18 protein-coding genes are annotated in these 15401 nt (G+C 48.2%); 9 read left to right on the top strand and 9 right to left on the bottom strand.

Features of this window, described 5'->3' with window-relative positions:
- Position 1 precedes the first annotated feature (1 nt).
- From pheT to thrS, 6 genes are all read right to left on the bottom strand, one after another.
- Positions 2–2389, bottom strand: coding sequence for a phenylalanine--tRNA ligase subunit beta (pheT, locus tag CWI76_RS02030; protein WP_126758701.1), 2388 nt, complete (start codon positions 2387–2389; stop codon positions 2–4).
- 16 nt (positions 2390–2405) lie between these two features.
- Positions 2406–3386, bottom strand: a complete 981-nt coding sequence (pheS, locus tag CWI76_RS02025; RefSeq protein WP_126758700.1) for a phenylalanine--tRNA ligase subunit alpha — start codon at positions 3384–3386, stop codon at positions 2406–2408.
- Positions 3387–3514: 128 nt separating this feature from the next.
- Positions 3515–3868, bottom strand: coding sequence for a 50S ribosomal protein L20 (gene rplT, locus CWI76_RS02020; RefSeq protein ID WP_055437818.1), 354 nt, complete (start codon positions 3866–3868; stop codon positions 3515–3517).
- Between the two features lie 16 nt (positions 3869–3884).
- Positions 3885–4082 (bottom strand): 50S ribosomal protein L35, encoded by a 198-nt coding sequence (gene rpmI, locus CWI76_RS02015; protein ID WP_034729724.1) that lies wholly within the window; start codon positions 4080–4082, stop codon positions 3885–3887.
- 93 nt (positions 4083–4175) lie between these two features.
- Positions 4176–4718: a translation initiation factor IF-3 gene (gene infC / locus CWI76_RS02010; protein ID WP_126758699.1), complete on the bottom strand. Its 543-nt coding sequence runs from the start codon at positions 4716–4718 to the stop codon at positions 4176–4178.
- 19 nt (positions 4719–4737) lie between these two features.
- Entirely contained in the window at positions 4738–6654 is a 1917-nt protein-coding gene (gene thrS / locus CWI76_RS02005; RefSeq protein ID WP_126758698.1) for a threonine--tRNA ligase, read from the bottom strand.
- Positions 6655–6740: 86 nt separating this feature from the next.
- On the opposite strand from thrS, the gene CWI76_RS02000 reads away from it, so the two are divergent.
- Together CWI76_RS02000 and CWI76_RS01995 are read left to right on the top strand one after the other, a co-directional pair.
- Positions 6741–7646, top strand: a complete 906-nt coding sequence (locus tag CWI76_RS02000; protein WP_126758697.1) for a DMT family transporter — start codon at positions 6741–6743, stop codon at positions 7644–7646.
- 110 nt (positions 7647–7756) lie between these two features.
- Complete coding sequence (locus CWI76_RS01995) at positions 7757–7966, top strand: CPXCG motif-containing cysteine-rich protein (protein ID WP_092854729.1); 210 nt, start codon at positions 7757–7759, stop codon at positions 7964–7966.
- Here CWI76_RS01995 and CWI76_RS01990 read toward each other — a convergent pair.
- Both CWI76_RS01990 and CWI76_RS01985 read right to left on the bottom strand, forming a co-directional pair.
- Positions 7963–8499: a hypothetical protein gene (locus CWI76_RS01990; RefSeq protein ID WP_126758696.1), complete on the bottom strand. Its 537-nt coding sequence runs from the start codon at positions 8497–8499 to the stop codon at positions 7963–7965. The two genes, CWI76_RS01995 and CWI76_RS01990, sit on opposite strands and share 4 nt — an antisense overlap.
- Before the next feature lie 14 nt (positions 8500–8513).
- On the bottom strand, positions 8514–9119 hold the full coding sequence (locus tag CWI76_RS01985; protein WP_126758695.1) for a riboflavin synthase subunit alpha: 606 nt from the start codon (positions 9117–9119) through the stop codon (positions 8514–8516).
- A gap of 24 nt (positions 9120–9143) precedes the next feature.
- On the opposite strand from CWI76_RS01985, the gene CWI76_RS01980 reads away from it, so the two are divergent.
- The 4 genes from CWI76_RS01980 (at position 9144) to CWI76_RS01965 (ending at position 12796) form a co-directional block, all read left to right on the top strand.
- The gene (locus tag CWI76_RS01980) at positions 9144–10211 is read left to right on the top strand and encodes a DUF3080 family protein (protein WP_126758694.1); all 1068 of its coding nucleotides are present in this window, start codon (positions 9144–9146) and stop codon (positions 10209–10211) included.
- A 105-nt stretch (positions 10212–10316) separates the two neighbouring features.
- Complete coding sequence (locus CWI76_RS01975; protein WP_126758693.1) at positions 10317–10745, top strand: DUF6746 family protein; 429 nt, start codon at positions 10317–10319, stop codon at positions 10743–10745.
- Positions 10745–11581, top strand: a complete 837-nt coding sequence (locus tag CWI76_RS01970; RefSeq protein WP_126758692.1) for an AAA family ATPase — start codon at positions 10745–10747, stop codon at positions 11579–11581. The genes CWI76_RS01975 and CWI76_RS01970 overlap by 1 nt, the downstream gene beginning before the upstream one ends.
- A gap of 3 nt (positions 11582–11584) precedes the next feature.
- On the top strand, positions 11585–12796 hold the full coding sequence (locus CWI76_RS01965; RefSeq protein WP_126758691.1) for a vWA domain-containing protein: 1212 nt from the start codon (positions 11585–11587) through the stop codon (positions 12794–12796).
- Here CWI76_RS01965 and CWI76_RS01960 read toward each other — a convergent pair.
- The gene (locus CWI76_RS01960; RefSeq protein ID WP_126758690.1) at positions 12738–13187 is read right to left on the bottom strand and encodes an RrF2 family transcriptional regulator; all 450 of its coding nucleotides are present in this window, start codon (positions 13185–13187) and stop codon (positions 12738–12740) included. The genes CWI76_RS01965 and CWI76_RS01960 overlap by 59 nt on opposite strands.
- 112 nt (positions 13188–13299) lie before the next feature.
- Between CWI76_RS01960 and CWI76_RS01955 the strand changes: the two genes are divergently transcribed.
- The 3 genes from CWI76_RS01955 (at position 13300) to CWI76_RS01945 (ending at position 15388) form a co-directional block, all read left to right on the top strand.
- On the top strand, positions 13300–13533 hold the full coding sequence (locus tag CWI76_RS01955; RefSeq protein WP_126758689.1) for a hypothetical protein: 234 nt from the start codon (positions 13300–13302) through the stop codon (positions 13531–13533).
- A gap of 111 nt (positions 13534–13644) precedes the next feature.
- The gene (locus tag CWI76_RS01950) at positions 13645–14682 is read left to right on the top strand and encodes a cytochrome P450 (protein WP_126758688.1); all 1038 of its coding nucleotides are present in this window, start codon (positions 13645–13647) and stop codon (positions 14680–14682) included.
- Positions 14683–14740: 58 nt separating this feature from the next.
- Positions 14741–15388, top strand: coding sequence for a TetR/AcrR family transcriptional regulator (locus CWI76_RS01945; protein ID WP_126758687.1), 648 nt, complete (start codon positions 14741–14743; stop codon positions 15386–15388).
- Positions 15389–15401: the final 13 nt, after the last annotated feature.

Genomic DNA, 15401 nt, shown 5'->3' with positions numbered 1-15401 from the left:
CTTACTCCCTTAGGGTTGCCCCGAATTCAGATGTTAGCATCTCAACAACCGCTTTCACGGCTGTATTGATTTCATTGTCTTCAAGAGTGCGCTCAGGATGCTGCAATGTCAACGACAGTGCTAAACTGCGATGCCCTTCAGCTACCCCAGCCCCTTGATATACATCGAATAAGTTTAGGTCAACTAAATGATTTACGCCAATATTTTCAATTGCTGCGAAAATTTCACCCGCTGCAATTGAATCTTTTACCACAATGGCTAAATCACGACGAATCGATGGGTATTTCGAAATCGGCTGTGCTTGCGGCACTGTGCGCTTAGCAATCGCATCGAGTTCTAGTTCAAACACGAAGGTACGACCATTTAAGCCGAGCTTCTTCTCAAACTGCGGGTGCACCGCGCCCACATAACCAACACGTTTCTCGCCACGGAAAATCGCAGCCGATTGGCCTGGGTGCAACGCTGGGTGTTGATCGGCAACAAAACGAAACGCATGCGCAGCGCCAGTTAACGCGAGCAGTGCCTCAACATCGCCTTTGATGTCGTAAAAATCGACTGCACGTTCACCGTCACTCCAATGTTCTGGATAGGCTTTACCCGCACGGATGCCGGCGACCATGGGCTGTTGTACAACGCCATTCTCGGCTTTCTCATCAGGCAAGAAGCGCAATCCGGTTTCACAGAACGCTAAGCTTTGTTGTTGGCGTTTTTGGTTGTGTGCCACAGCCCCAATCAAACCCGGCCATAAGCTAACGCGCATCGACGACATCTCAACCGAAATTGGGAATGGCAACGTTAAAGCGGCGGTTTCATCAAATAACATGGCTTGATGTTTTGGGTCAACGAAGCTGTAGGTAATCGCTTCTTGATAACCACGATCAATCAACGTGCGCTTCATACCGCCTGCGCTTAACTGGGCTTCTTGGCGTGGAATCATTCGCAATTGCGCCGCTGGCGCCGCCGCTTGAATGCGGTGATAACCATAGATACGGGCTACTTCTTCAATCAAATCTTCTTCAATACTGATATCGAATCGGAATGTTGGTACTGTCACATTCCAACCAGAATCGGTGGTGATAACCACGAACCCGAGACGCTGCAGAATTTCAGTGACTTCTTCGGTGGCAATGCGAATACCAAGCACACGCTCTAAACGCTCTGCATGCAAGGTGACATGCGCCGCTTCAGGTAAATGCGCAACACTGACGGCCTCAACAATTGGGCCAGCTTCGCCGCCACAAATCTCGAGTAATAGTGCCGTTGCACGTTCCATCGCGGTACGTTGCAGTTCTGGGTCAACACCACGCTCATAGCGATGCGAAGCGTCCGTATGCAAACCGAAACGACGGGCGCGACCAGCAATCGCATCGGGGCTAAAGAACGCACTCTCTAAAAACACGTTTGTGGTGTTTTCAGTCACACCGCTGCCTTCGCCGCCGAAAATACCGGCCATCGCGAGTGGTTTTTGCTCATCGGCAATGACTAATACATCGTTTTGCAAGGTCACTTCGTTACCATCAAGTAACGTCAGTTTTTCTTCTGGCTTCGCCATACGCACATGCACAGCGCCTGCTAACTTATCGTTATCGAAGGCATGCATTGGGTGACCCAACTCGAGTAGCACATAGTTGGTAATATCAACCACAGGGTCAATGCTACGAACACCGCTGCGACGCAAGCGTTCTTGCAACCACAACGGTGAGCTCGCACTGACATTAACGTTACGAACCACACGGCCTAAATAACGCGGACATGCCGCTGGTGCATCAAGTACTACCGCACGCTCCTCGTCATGAGCCGCCGGAACAGCTTTAATTTCTGGCTCAGTGACTTCTAGACGATTCAATACGCCAACTTCACGCGCAATACCACGTAAACCTAAACAATCGGCACGGTTTGGCGTTAAATCAACGTCCAAAACCACATCGTTGAGCTCTAAATACTCGCGATAATCCATGCCTATCGGTGCATCGAGCGGCAATTCAATAATACCGTCATGATCGTCGCTCAGCCCTAACTCTGAGCTCGAGCACAACATACCGTGTGACGGCTGACCGCGCAGTTTCGCCTTCTTAATTTTGAAATCACCTGGTAATACAGCGCCAACGGTTGCTACAGCAACTTTCAGGCCCTGACGGCAGTTTGGTGCACCGCAAACAATTGTCGCCAACTCATCAGCGCCAACGTTTACTTCCGTCACTTGCAGCTTATCGGCATCTGGATGCTGCCAGCATTTCACAACTTCGCCTACAACCACGCCGGAGAACACTTCTGCCACTGGCTCAATGCCGTCCACTTCAAGGCCGGCCATACTTAACTGTTCAGATAACGCCACGCTATCTAGCGCAGGATTCACCCAGGTACGTAACCACTGTTCACTAAATTTCATCTGCTTACCCGGCTAATTAGTTGAATTGTTTCAAGAAACGCACGTCATTTTCGAAAAATGCGCGCAAGTCATTGACGCCATAGCGGAGCATAGTCAAACGCTCAACGCCCATACCGAAGGCAAAGCCCGTGTATTTTTCACTATCAATACCAACCGCTTGTAAAACACTTGGGTGAACCATGCCACAACCAAGTACTTCAAGCCATTTGCAATCTTTACGGCGTACATCAACCTCTGCTGAAGGCTCAGTAAACGGGAAGTACGATGGACGGAAACGTACTTCGAGCTCTTCTTCAAAGAAGTTCACTAAAAAGTCTTCTAAAATACCCTTTAACTGCGTGAAACTCACGTCAGTGTCTACCATCAAACCTTCTACCTGATGGAACATTGGCGTATGTGTTTGATCGTAGTCATTCCGATACACGCGACCAGGCGAAATAATTCGCAATGGTGGTTGCTCTTGCTCCATGGTACGAATTTGAACGCCTGAGGTTTGCGTACGTAACATGGTGGTTGGCGTGAAATAGAACGTATCGTGATCAGCACGCGCTGGATGATTCGCTGGAATATTCAACGCATCAAAGTTATGGAAGTCATCTTCCACTTCAGGGCCTTCCACCGTACGAAAACCTAAATCACCAAAAAACGCTTCAATGCGCTGAATGGTTTTCGTGACTGGGTGAAAGCCACCAAGCTGAGCACGACGGCCTGGCAAGCTCACATCAATGCGCTCGGCGGCAAGTTTTTGCGCGAGCTCAGCTTGTTTTAATTCGTTGTTACGTGCGTTGATTAACTCTTGCACACGTTGTTTGGCTTCGTTAATGGCTTGTCCTGCCGCAGGACGCTCTTCTGGGCTTAGCTTGCCTAAGCTTTTCAACTGCTCAGTTAATTGGCCTTTTTTACCCATATATTCCACTCGAACAGCGTCGAGTTCTTGCGGGGTCGTTGCGTGTGCAACGGCTGCTTCAGCGGCAGCAACAATGTCAGATAACGCCATGATCGTCCTCAGTTATGACCCGTGCGGTTTCACGATGATTTTTCAAAACTAAATAAAGTGCTCAATGATACCGAAAAAGCACAAAAAAAGGGAGCAGTTACGCTCCCTTTTTCAACTTTTCAACCTGCTTACAGAGAGCCTTTCGCTTTCTCTACCAAGGCAGCAAAACCGTTTTGGTCGTGAACTGCGATGTCAGCAAGGATTTTACGATCGATTTCTACAGATGCTTTTTTCAAGCCATTGATAAAGCGGCTGTATGACAAACCGTTTTGACGCGCTGCAGCGTTGATACGAACAATCCACAATTGACGGAATTGACGTTTCTTCGCACGGCGGTCGCGGTATGCGTACTGACCTGCTTTGATAACAGCTTGCTTCGCTACGCGATAAACGCGTGAACGAGCACCATAATAACCTTTCGCCTGCTTCAGGACTTTCTTGTGACGCGCACGCGCGATCACACCACGTTTTACTCGTGCCATTTGCTATCTCCTTCCCTTACGCGAATGGTAACATACGCTGAACTAAGCCAACATCAGACTCGTGCACCATGCTCTTCGCACGTAGGTGACGCTTCCGCTTTGAGCTCTTTTTGGTCAGGATGTGACGCAAATGAGACTGTTTACATTTGAAGCCGCCTGAAGCGGTTTTCTTAAAGCGCTTCGATGCGCCTTTCTTGGATTTCATTTTCGGCATGAAAATTACTCCGCATTGTTAATTAAAAGTGTAACAGGGTGAGTTTGGTTCTTACTTGTTCAAGTAAAAAACCGCCCTACTTGTGTACCACAGTTACTTCTTAGCAGGGGCCAGAACCATAATCATCTGGCGACCCTCAGCACGTCTTGGGAACGATTCGCAAGTTGAAATTTCGGCTAGGTCATTCTTAATGCGCTCTAGCAGTTCGATACCCAACTCTTGATGTGCCATTTCCCGGCCACGGAAACGGATAGTGACTTTCGTTTTGTCACCTCCCTCCAGAAAGCGAGTCAGGTTGCGCAGTTTTACCTGATAATCGCCCTCGTCAGTTCCAGGACGGAATTTAACTTCCTTCACCTGGATCTGTTTCTGGTTTTTCTTTTGCTCTTTCGCGTTCTTAGCTTTCTCGTAGAGGAACTTACCATAATCCATCAGACGACAAACTGGTGGCTCCGCATTTGGGCTAATTTCCACCAGATCAACACCAGCCTCTTCGGCTGCAGTAAGAGCTTCTTGAATACCTACGACGCCAATCTGTTCACCTTCAACACCAATGAGTCGTACTTCATTGACGCGAATTTCTTCGTTGATCCGATTTTTGTCACCAGCTTTCTGAGTTCTTTTTCCGCCTTTAATGGGTCATTCCTCCAGTCAATTAACTAATTTTGCGGCTGTTTACTTCGTCGCTGAGCTCAGCAATAAACTGCTGTAGCCCTTTAACACCATGGTCTTCACCACGACGAGTACGCACCGCAACCGCCTGGTTTTCGACTTCTTTATCGCCGACAACCAATAAGTATGGAACACGTTTTAGAGTGTGCTCGCGGATTTTAAAGCCTATTTTCTCATTTCTCAAGTCAGCAATGGCTCTAAATCCAAGTTTATTCAATTCTTTTACTGTTTTGATGGCATAATCGCGCTGATTATCGGTAATATTCATCACCACAACCTGCGTTGGTGCCAACCAAGTCGGGAAATATCCCGCATATTCTTCAATGATAATTCCCATAAAGCGCTCAAGTGAGCCCAAAATGGCACGGTGAATCATCACCGGTGTGTGACGCTCGTTATCTTCGCCCACATAAGTCGCGCCTAATCGACCTGGTAACGCGAAGTCGAGTTGCACAGTACCGCACTGCCAAGCACGACCTAGACAGTCATGCAGGGTAAATTCAATTTTCGGACCATAGAACGCGCCCTCACCCGGCAAGTACTCAAACTCAATGCCGTTACTCTTCAGGGCATCGGCTAACGCTTGTTCGGCGTGATCCCAAGTGGCGTCGTCGCCCAAGCGCTTTTCTGGACGCGTTGATAGCTTGACCACGATGTTGTCGAAACCAAACGTTTTATAGGTTTCGTACACCATCTTAATACAGCCACTCACTTCTTCTTGCACTTGTGCATCGGTACAGAAAATATGCGCATCATCTTGGGTAAAACCACGTACACGCATCAAGCCGTGCAATGCGCCTGATGGCTCATTCCGGTGACACGAACCGAACTCAGCCATACGCAGTGGCAAATCACGGTAAGATTTTAGCCCTTGATTGAAAATCTGCACGTGACCTGGGCAGTTCATCGGTTTAATCGCATATTCACGGTTTTCTGATGCGGTGGTAAACATCAGCTCTGAGAACTTCTCCCAGTGGCCAGAACGCTCCCACAACACGCGGTCCATCATCAACGGACCTTTTACTTCCTGATACTGATACTCGCGTAACTTTTCACGAATAAAACGCTCAAGCTCAAGGAACACTGTCCAACCATTGTTATGCCAGAACACCATACCTGGTGCTTCTTCTTGCCAATGGAACAAGTCTTGGGTTTTACCAATTTTACGGTGGTCGCGTTTTTCCGCTTCTTCTAAGCGCTGCAAATACGCTTTCAATTGCTTCTTATCAGCCCACGCGGTGCCATAAATACGCTGCAACATTTTGTTGTCAGATTTACCACGCCAGTAGGCACCTGCCACCTTCATAATTTTGAAGTGTTGGCAAAAACGCATATTGGGTACGTGCGGACCACGACACATGTCGACGTATTCTTCGTGATGATACAAACCCGGACGATCATCGCGACTAATATCATCATCTAAAATTTCAATTTTATACGGCTCATGGCGGCTCACGAACGTTTCACGGGCTTCGGCCCAGCTCACCTTCTTTTTCACCACGTCGTATTCAGTTTTTGCCAGCTCAAGCATACGCTTTTCGAGCGCTTGCAAATCATCTGCAGTTAACGTGTGCTCCATATCGACGTCATAATAAAAACCGTTATCGATAACCGGACCAATCGCCATTTTTGCATCTGGGAACATTTGCTTCAGGGCATGGCCTAGCAAATGCGCACAGCTGTGACGAATAATATGAATACCATCGTCGTCTTTTGGCGTAATGATCTGAACGGTCGCGTCATCGGTAATTAAGTCACAAGCATCAGCTAATTCACCATTTATACGCCCGGCCACAGTCGCTTTGGCTAAACCAGGGCCAATATCTTGGGCAACGTCGAGAATAGAAACAGGCTTGTCGAATGAACGTTTACTTCCGTCGGGGAGCGTTACTACAGGCATTATTTTCTGTCCTTTTTACAGTGGTGGCACCTACCAAGTGTCACTTGTTATTTTGAAAGGCCACACTATAGCGTATGATGCCCGCCATGGAAACCCTAACCGCCACAATCATTGGCCCTCTGGCCGCATTAACCGCTGCGTTATTTTGGGCGCTGGCGACCCTTTTATATAGCCAAGCTGGCAGTTATTTGTCGGCTGCCCAACTGAATCTGGTGAAAGGCATCGTCGCTTGTCCACTATTGGTGCTGGCTGGTTGGTTTACCGGTCAGTTATTAGCGATTGAAGGTAACCTCGCGACTTACCTGCTACTTGCGAGCGGCGTTATCGGTATAACTCTAGGTGATACCCTGTATTTCGCTGCTTTGCGACGCTTGGGCCCTTGGCACACCATGCTACTTGAATATCTTGCGCCACCATTTGCCGCATTGCTTGCATGGATACTGTTGGCACAAGGTATGCGCTGGTTCGAAGTGGTTGCTGCTTTGGTGATTATTAGCGGTATTTTTGTGGTCATCAGCGAGAAGCCGAAAAGTGCCGAGCGCGTGCAACTGAATATGAGTGGCATTGCCGCAGGTGTCGGTGCCGCACTCTGTCAGGCCTTGGGCCTCGTCATGTCGTTTCATGCCTTACAAGAATTTGAAATGAGTCCGTTAAATGCGGCGTTGCTGCGATTGCTCGCCGGCACTTTCGCGTTGACCATTGCTTTACTGCTACTCAAACCCAGCTTGATTCAATCCACCCGCTCAGCGCTGCGCCATACTTCTATTCCATGGCTGCTCGTGGCAATTGTCATGGGCACCTTCTTAGCCATTTGGCTGCAGCAGACCGCGATTGCCTACATCAACCCAGGCCTGGCACAAACCTTGCTTGCCACCGCGCCACTATGGCTCATTCCTATTCAGTGGCTGCGAGGCCAGCCATTATCAGCGCGCAGCATTGTCGGTGCACTTATTGCTGTAGGTGGCATCGCACTATTATTTGGAATTCAATAAGTTAGGTTTTGCCTACGCCAAATTGGGTTAAATTCGAGTGAACTTCCAAGCAAAATTTCAATTCTAAGCCATACTCAAAGGTAGTTACTGAATAGCACTTGGAGGTATTCATGAACGCCGACAAACTGTATGACGCCGGCTTACGCTGCCCCTACTGCGGGCATCACGTTCACGTGAGTATTGACGCCTCAGCGGGCGATCAAGATTATCAAGATGAATGCCGCGCCTGCGGCGCCGACATTCACTTGTTAGTGAAACTCGACGAAGTTAACGACAAAATATTTGTCCGCGTCGCCAGCGACGACGAGAATTTCTATTAACGTTGAACCACTTCAACACGCATAGCAGCTAACCGCTGAAGTAATTGTTTGTGGCGAAAGAGCGGCCACCATTCGTACAAAAATATTTGTAACGGCTGCCACATCGCGACCCAACACACGATGAGAAGTCCTTCAGATACAAAATCCAATGGCTTCGAGTGTGGAAAATAGTGCTGAAGCGCATCACTTGCGCCAAAGCAGATAATCAAGAAGATAACACCGACCAGTAAACTGAATCGTCCGCGGCGCATCAGGCGGCTGAACTCTTGACCTGAACGCGCGACACTTGCAGTAAAGTAACTTCGTACCGCGTCACTAACTCGCGATTGAGCGCGTTCAATATCGGCAACTTCGGTCACTGTAATTTGTAGCTTAAATGAACCATGACGGGGATGTTCTTGCGCCCATCCTAAGATGAACTCCTCGGCAGCAGGATCTAGATCGCGTCCAACAAACGGCGATGGATCAAACGAGTTGAACAGTTGTTCGACGGTGCGTAACTGCAACTTAATAATATGTTCGTTGTTTTCCACACCGTTCTACCTCGTTACATAACGCCGCGTTGATTTAACACTCGTTCAACGGTTTCAACAATGGTCATGGTTTGCTGATCGAATTCAAGATTGACGATGTCAGCATGTTCCAAATTGGTTAAACGCAGTGTTTCTGGAATCAAATGTAAGCTAAAACGGTTACTTTCGACTTGCCCGACCGTTAAACTTGCACCGTTGACACTAATAAAGCCTTTCGCCAATACATAGGCCTTGAACGATTCAGGAAACTCAATCCACAATGCCAGATTATCGGTGCTGCGCTCACGTTTCACAATGGCGCCGGTGCAATGAATATGACCCGATACATAATGACCACCCATTTCATCGCCAACTTTTAATGAGCGCTCAAAATTGACTTTATCACCCACCGCTAATCTGCCAATGTTAGTTAACCGTAAGGTTTCATCAATAATGTCAAAACTCACAGTGGTTTCAGTAAATGCCACTACGGTTAAACAACAACCGTTAATCGCAATACTTGCGCCTAGCGCTACGTTATGCAGAAACTCTGGTGAAACTTCGACAGTGAGTTGGCGAAAGTTGTCGCGATCGTGTAACTGGGCAACCGTCGCCTGAGTTTGTACAATTCCAGTAAACATGATGTCTCTTTAAAGGCTTTATGAATGACACAGATTGTAACGCTAAAACAACTTATTGGCTACGCTAGACGGGTGGGTGCGGCGGTTATCCTATTGCTAGCGGCAACCGCCTGCAGCCCTGCGCCAAGCGGTCTAATGCAACTGCATGATTACCAGCAGCGGGTTGCCAATACGTTGTCGCGCGAAGCAATGCCCTATCAGCCACAAACACCAGAACAGATTCCCGCTGCCCGCGAACTGCGTGTGACGATTCCGCGTCTGCAATTATCATTGTTAGACTCAATGCGATTGGATACCTGTCGCGCCGGTTCGCTCATAGCCGAACGTAACAGCTCACTCGGCCGATTAACCAGTGGTGTAATGCGTTATTATCACGATCGCGAGTTGTTAGATGCGTTGTACGACTGTGCCGAACAATTAGAAACCAGCGAGCCCGAACTTGCACAGCGTGTACGCCAACAGGCACAAGCAAAGCAAGCCACGATGCCGCAATTGCGTATGCAGGCGATTGTTTCAGATGATAGCCTGCGCAATGTTTTGCGTAAGGCAGACAGAGCATTACCTGAAGTTGAAGGCGCACAGCTCGCGCCACTTTTTCAAGCCTTCAATATCATTTTAAACACGCTAAATAACGACGCTGAATTGCCAGCAGAAAATCAGCTCGAACAAGCCCTTGAAGCATTGGCGAAAAGCGCCTACTTAAGCCAATTATGGCGAGCGTTATTCGATAACCAACAATACCTACAACAGCTCAACCCCTTAGTGATTAACATAAGCGCGGAAGCGGGCTGTTTAAGCAAAGGTGTACCGGAACGCGCGCGCGTTTTACGACAGGTTTTTATTGCACGCTTTAGCGGCCCAGTACAACAACACATTAGTGCGCTGGTGCGGCAAGCTCAGCAACTTGAAGCGTATTTAGATGCACTTTATGCAGAACCAGAATTATTGCAAACACAACCCACCCTGGTTAAGTGGAATAACTACCTGCGGCATATCGCCGCACTTGATGATCAACTGGTTGCAGAAACCCGTAACCACGTTGAATTTTGGCAACAATTATTTACTGACTGCGAGTTTACGCCCGGCGCCTAATTCGAGAATAAGCGGGTATAAACAGTTGGCGACACCGACAAAAAATGGTAATTTGTTGATAACGATTCTCATTAACGAACTGAATTTCGCTTACAAGGAGCACCTATGAAACTTTTATCAATTGCAAGCGCCATTGCGCTTTCCTTTGCGTTTGCAGCAGCACCTGTCATGGCTCATGACGATGGTAAAAAAGATCACAAACATGAAGAACAAGAGCGCCCTGATCATTACAAAGGCAAGCCTTCGGAAAATCTTGTTCAGGCGCTAAATAACTTGCGTGAGTACAACAAGCTTTTGAACGCTGAACTGCAAGGCGAATTAACGCCGCAGAAAATGGCAGAAATTCATCAATTGACGTATACCCTTGAGCGCGCGCTTGAGCGTATTGACCATGAAGTGGATGAAATGAAAGAAGTATTAGAGGAAGTGCATTTGGGTTCTGAGCGTATGGAACTGGATAAAGTGAAGAAAAACGGCGCTAAATACCTCGATTCATCAAACAAGTTAGTTGAAGCTGGCCGAGCGTACAAATAATGAGTTTTAAAAGTACCGACAGCTATATCGTGGCCGATGACCTCGGCCTTGCGGTCAATGCGGCAGTAACCCTCGAAAAGCCACTGCTACTCAAAGGTGAACCCGGTACTGGTAAAACCCGGCTGGCGGAAGAACTCGCCGCCAGTTTGGGGGTGCCGCTGATTCGTTGGCAAATTAAATCGACAACCAAAGCGCAACAAGGCTTGTACGAGTACGACGCCGTATCGCGGTTGCGTGATAGCCAGCTCGGTAGCGATAAAGTGCATGACATTGCCAACTACATAAAGCCAGGCAAATTATGGCAAGCCTTTACTGCGGCTGAACGCCCCGTACTGCTCATCGATGAGATTGATAAGGCGGACATCGAATTTCCGAATGACCTCTTGCACGAGCTCGATCAGATGGAATTTCACGTGTACGAGACTGGCGAGCAAGTACGCGCCGAACATCGCCCGATTGTCATCATCACCTCAAATAATGAGAAAGAACTACCGGACGCGTTTTTGCGCCGTTGCTTCTTTCACTACATCAAGTTTCCGGATGCCGACACTTTGGCGCAAATTGTGCAGGTGCACTACCCTGATATTCGCAAAGACTTGCTTAGCACCGCACTCGAAGTGTTCTTTGATTTACGCCAAGTGCCAAGCTTGAAAAAGAAACCGTCAACGTCGGAGCTGATCGATTGGTTGAAGCTGTTGTTGGCCGAAGACATCAAACCGGCGGAGCTTACCAAGAGCAATGGCTTAATGCCGATGTTTGGTGCGTTGCTGAAAAACGAACAAGACGTGCAGCTGGTTGAAAAATTAGCGTTTATGGCACGCCGTCAGTCATCCTAATTTATGCTCATTGAGTTTTTCTTATGCCTGCGTAAGCACGGCCTCAAAACCAGCCTCACCGAGCTTTTAGACTTGCTCGGTGCGCTGGAGCGCGGTGTCGTATTTGGTAGCGTGGATGACTTTTACACCCTCGCCCGATTAGTGTTGGTGAAAGACGAAAGCCAGTACGATCGTTTTGATCGGGCGTTTGCTGAATACTTTGAAGGCGTTGAACAGGTGGACTTAGCCGCAGCTATTCCCGCCGATTGGCTTGAGCGCAGTCTGCAACGGCAGTTGAGTGACGAAGATAAAGCGAAACTGCAATCACTCGGCGGCCTTGATGAGCTGCTGAAAACCTTCCGCGAGCGCCTCGCTGAACAACAAAAGCGACACGCTGGTGGCAATAAATGGATTGGTACAGGCGGCACCTCGCCGTTTGGCGCCTACGGTTATCATCCTGAAGGCATTCGTATTGGCCAAGATGGTAGCAACGCACGACGTGCCGTGAAGGTATGGGATAAACGTGAGTTTCGTGATCTCGATGGTGACGCCGAGTTAGCGAATCGAAACCTGCAATTGGCGCTACGCAAACTACGAAAGTTTGCACGCACCGGCGCCGCCGAAGAGCTGGATTTAAACGGCACCATTCGTGCTACATCGCAAAAAGGCGGATTACTCGATCTGCAATGGCAACCAGAACGTCATAACGCCGTGAAAGTCTTGTTGCTATTTGATGTCGGTGGCTCAATGGATGACTACATTTACGAGTGCGAACAATTATTCGCCGCCGCTCGCAACGAATTCAAGCATCTCGAGTTTTTCTATTTTCACAATTGCGTGTACGAGCACGTTTGGAAGGACAATAATCGGCGTTACGACGAAAAGCTACCGCTGCTAGAGCTGATTAATCGCTATGGCCGTGATTACAAGCTGATATTTGTCGGCGATGCCACCATGGGGCCATATGAAATTGCCTACCCCGGCGGTAGCGTCGAACATTGGAATGAAGAGCCAGGCGCGGTATGGATGCAACGCCTACTAAACCATTTTACCGATGCGGTATGGTTGAACCCGCAGCCAACCAGTCACTGGCGCTACTATCAATCGATTGATTTAATGCAGCAGTTGATGAGCCAACGCATGTATCCGTTGACTCTCGACGGCATTAGCGCTGCCATTACGACGCTGTTGAAAAAATCTGTCGCAGCTGCGGCGCCTTCACCATTAAACTCTTAAGCGAATACTGGCTTAGGTAGTCATAAAACAACTCTTTACCACGTGCGACAATACCCTTCAGTTCGCACGCTGGTAGCGCCACACAGTATGGATTTTCACACTCAATCCATTTTTCATCGCCTTCAAGCTGGCGAATCACAAACGCAAGTGAGATATCTTCCGGTTTTTTCGCCAGTAAAAATCCACCGTTCTTACCTCGACGCGTTTCAATGAGTTCTAATCGCCCCAAATGATGTACCACTTTATTCACATGGTTGGCTGACAGACCAAAGGTGTCACAGATTTCACGAATTGTGGCTAGCTTCGGCTCGGCGCAGTTTTCATCTGCTTCAAAGCTCGCCAAATACATCAAAATGCGCAAGCCATAGTCTGTATATTTTTTCAGCTGCATAGATTGTCCAAAAAGGTACATTTTCGAAGCATTATAGTATAGCAAACCTTGATCTCCATCAAACATGCATTCATAATGCGTTTTATATAAACATGTATTGGAGATGTATTTTATGAATCAGCAAAGTTCCGGTCATAAATTACTCAAGGGCGCTAACTTGGCCATGGTGATTTTCTTAATCTTATTCTTAGTAGTCGCCTATTTAGCTTGGGGATTAGAAGCGCAGTTTCCATTGATGGTGATTGCCGTATTACATTTCTTACAAATATTATTGGCCGGTTTGTTTAAGCTTTCGTACGTGGTGCGATTAATCGCGCAAAACCAATTAGGCCGTCCATTGCACTAATGGTTTTTAATTGGTTTTCAATTTTGGGTAATTGGTTTGACCAAACGCAAAGAATTCACCAGCTAGTTTCATATACTGACACTTACATACATTTCAGTTGTGGAGGTGATCATGAGCGCTGTATTAACCCGTCATCATGATGTACTCGCTGCGCTTCATGCGCCTGAGCAATTTAGTAATAAGGTTTCCTCTCATTTAAACGTGCCAAATGGTATGGATGGTGCTGAGCACCTGGCTTACCGCGCTCTTATTGAACCATTCTTTAGCGACGTTGTACTCACCCAATTTCAGCCTAAATTGCAAGTGGTGATTGACGAACTTCTCGTTAATCTTGATGCGTATGATGACGTGGAAGTAATGGCGACGCTTGGTCATCCATTTGCACTGCGAGCGCAGTGTGCATTTATGGGATGGCCCGTGGCATTGGAGCAACGTTTGACTGAATGGATCGACGCGCAAAATGCAGCGACCTTGGCGCAAGACCGCCCTACTCTGCGGCGCTTGGCTGATGAATTTAGCGATATCGTTATCGAACAATTTGATCGCGCTCGGCGTGGCGAAGGTGACCCGGACTCTATTACCGCACAGCTCACACGGTTGCGCTTAAATGGTACCCCTGTAAGTGATGACTATTTAGTCAGCATTGTGCGCAATTGGACGGTCGGCGAACTCGGCACCATTGCCGCTGCCATTGGTTCAATTGTCGGATTTCTTGCACAAAATCAGGTTGTACAAAAGCAATTGCGCGAAGCACCAATGCACATTGATCATGCTATTAATGAAATACTACGGCTTGATGCGCCGTTGTTGACCAATCGCCGTCGCACCACCTGCTCTGTTAAGTTCGGTGATATGTCGTATGAAGCGGATACCACGGTGACCATCGATTGGCGCGCAGCAAACAACGACCCAAAGGTGTTTGTCGAACCCCACCAATTTAAATGGGATCGCGACCCTCACTTGAATCTGCTCTACGGTGCGGGCGTTCATGTATGCCCAGGCAAACCATTAGCGCAACTTGAGCTTGGTTTGTTCACACGCAGTTTGCTCAATAAATTTGAAACCATTCAACTCGGTGAGCAACCATTCGAACGCGCACAACCGCCGCGTGGTGGCTATCGCCGTATCTGGGTGAAATTTAATCATTGATCTAAAAACTGAATCATGATTCACTTCTTGGTGTACACGACAACAAACCAAGAAGCATATGGCCTATCGAGAAACATCGCGAGTGCGCGAGCGCAAGCAAGCCACTCGCACGAATATTCTGACAAATGCTTTAGCATTGCTTAATGAAGTCGGTTTTGGCGGCTTGCAAATGGCTACCCTCGCCCAACGCTGTTCGGTCGCTACCGGCACGTTATATCGTTATTTCCCATCTAAAGAAGACTTATGCACAGCGGTTTTTGAGCACGCAACCGAAATTGAAATCGCACAAGTGCAACAACACCTTGAAGCACCAGAGACCTCTGCAGATGGGCTCCCCGCCGCCGATCGCATTGCCGATGCGTTAACTACCTTTGCCAAACGGGCACTGCGCGCACCAGTCACTGCATGGGCACTAATTGCCGAGCCGGTTGAGCCTGCCGTGGTTGCCGCTCGTTTGCGTTACCGTGAACGCTATGCGGGATTATTCGCACAAGCAATTCAACAAGGCATACGGGATAAAACACTCCCACCACAAGACAGTGCACTCAGTAGTCGCGCGTTGGTTGGCGCTATTGCCGAAGCGTTAATCGGCCCACTTGCTCACAAAAGCGAATTTGATCCAAACCAAGCCATTACCAACAGCGTGCGCTTTTGCTTACAAGCTATCACCGCCAGCAGCTATACCGATAGCGATACGAAAGGCTAACAAAGGAATCATA

The organism is Pseudidiomarina marina, assembly GCF_003987045.1.
Taxonomy (GTDB): domain Bacteria; phylum Pseudomonadota; class Gammaproteobacteria; order Enterobacterales; family Alteromonadaceae; genus Pseudidiomarina; species Pseudidiomarina marina.
Note: the sequence above shows the minus strand (reverse complement) of the source record. Positions and strands in the feature narration are given on the sequence as shown.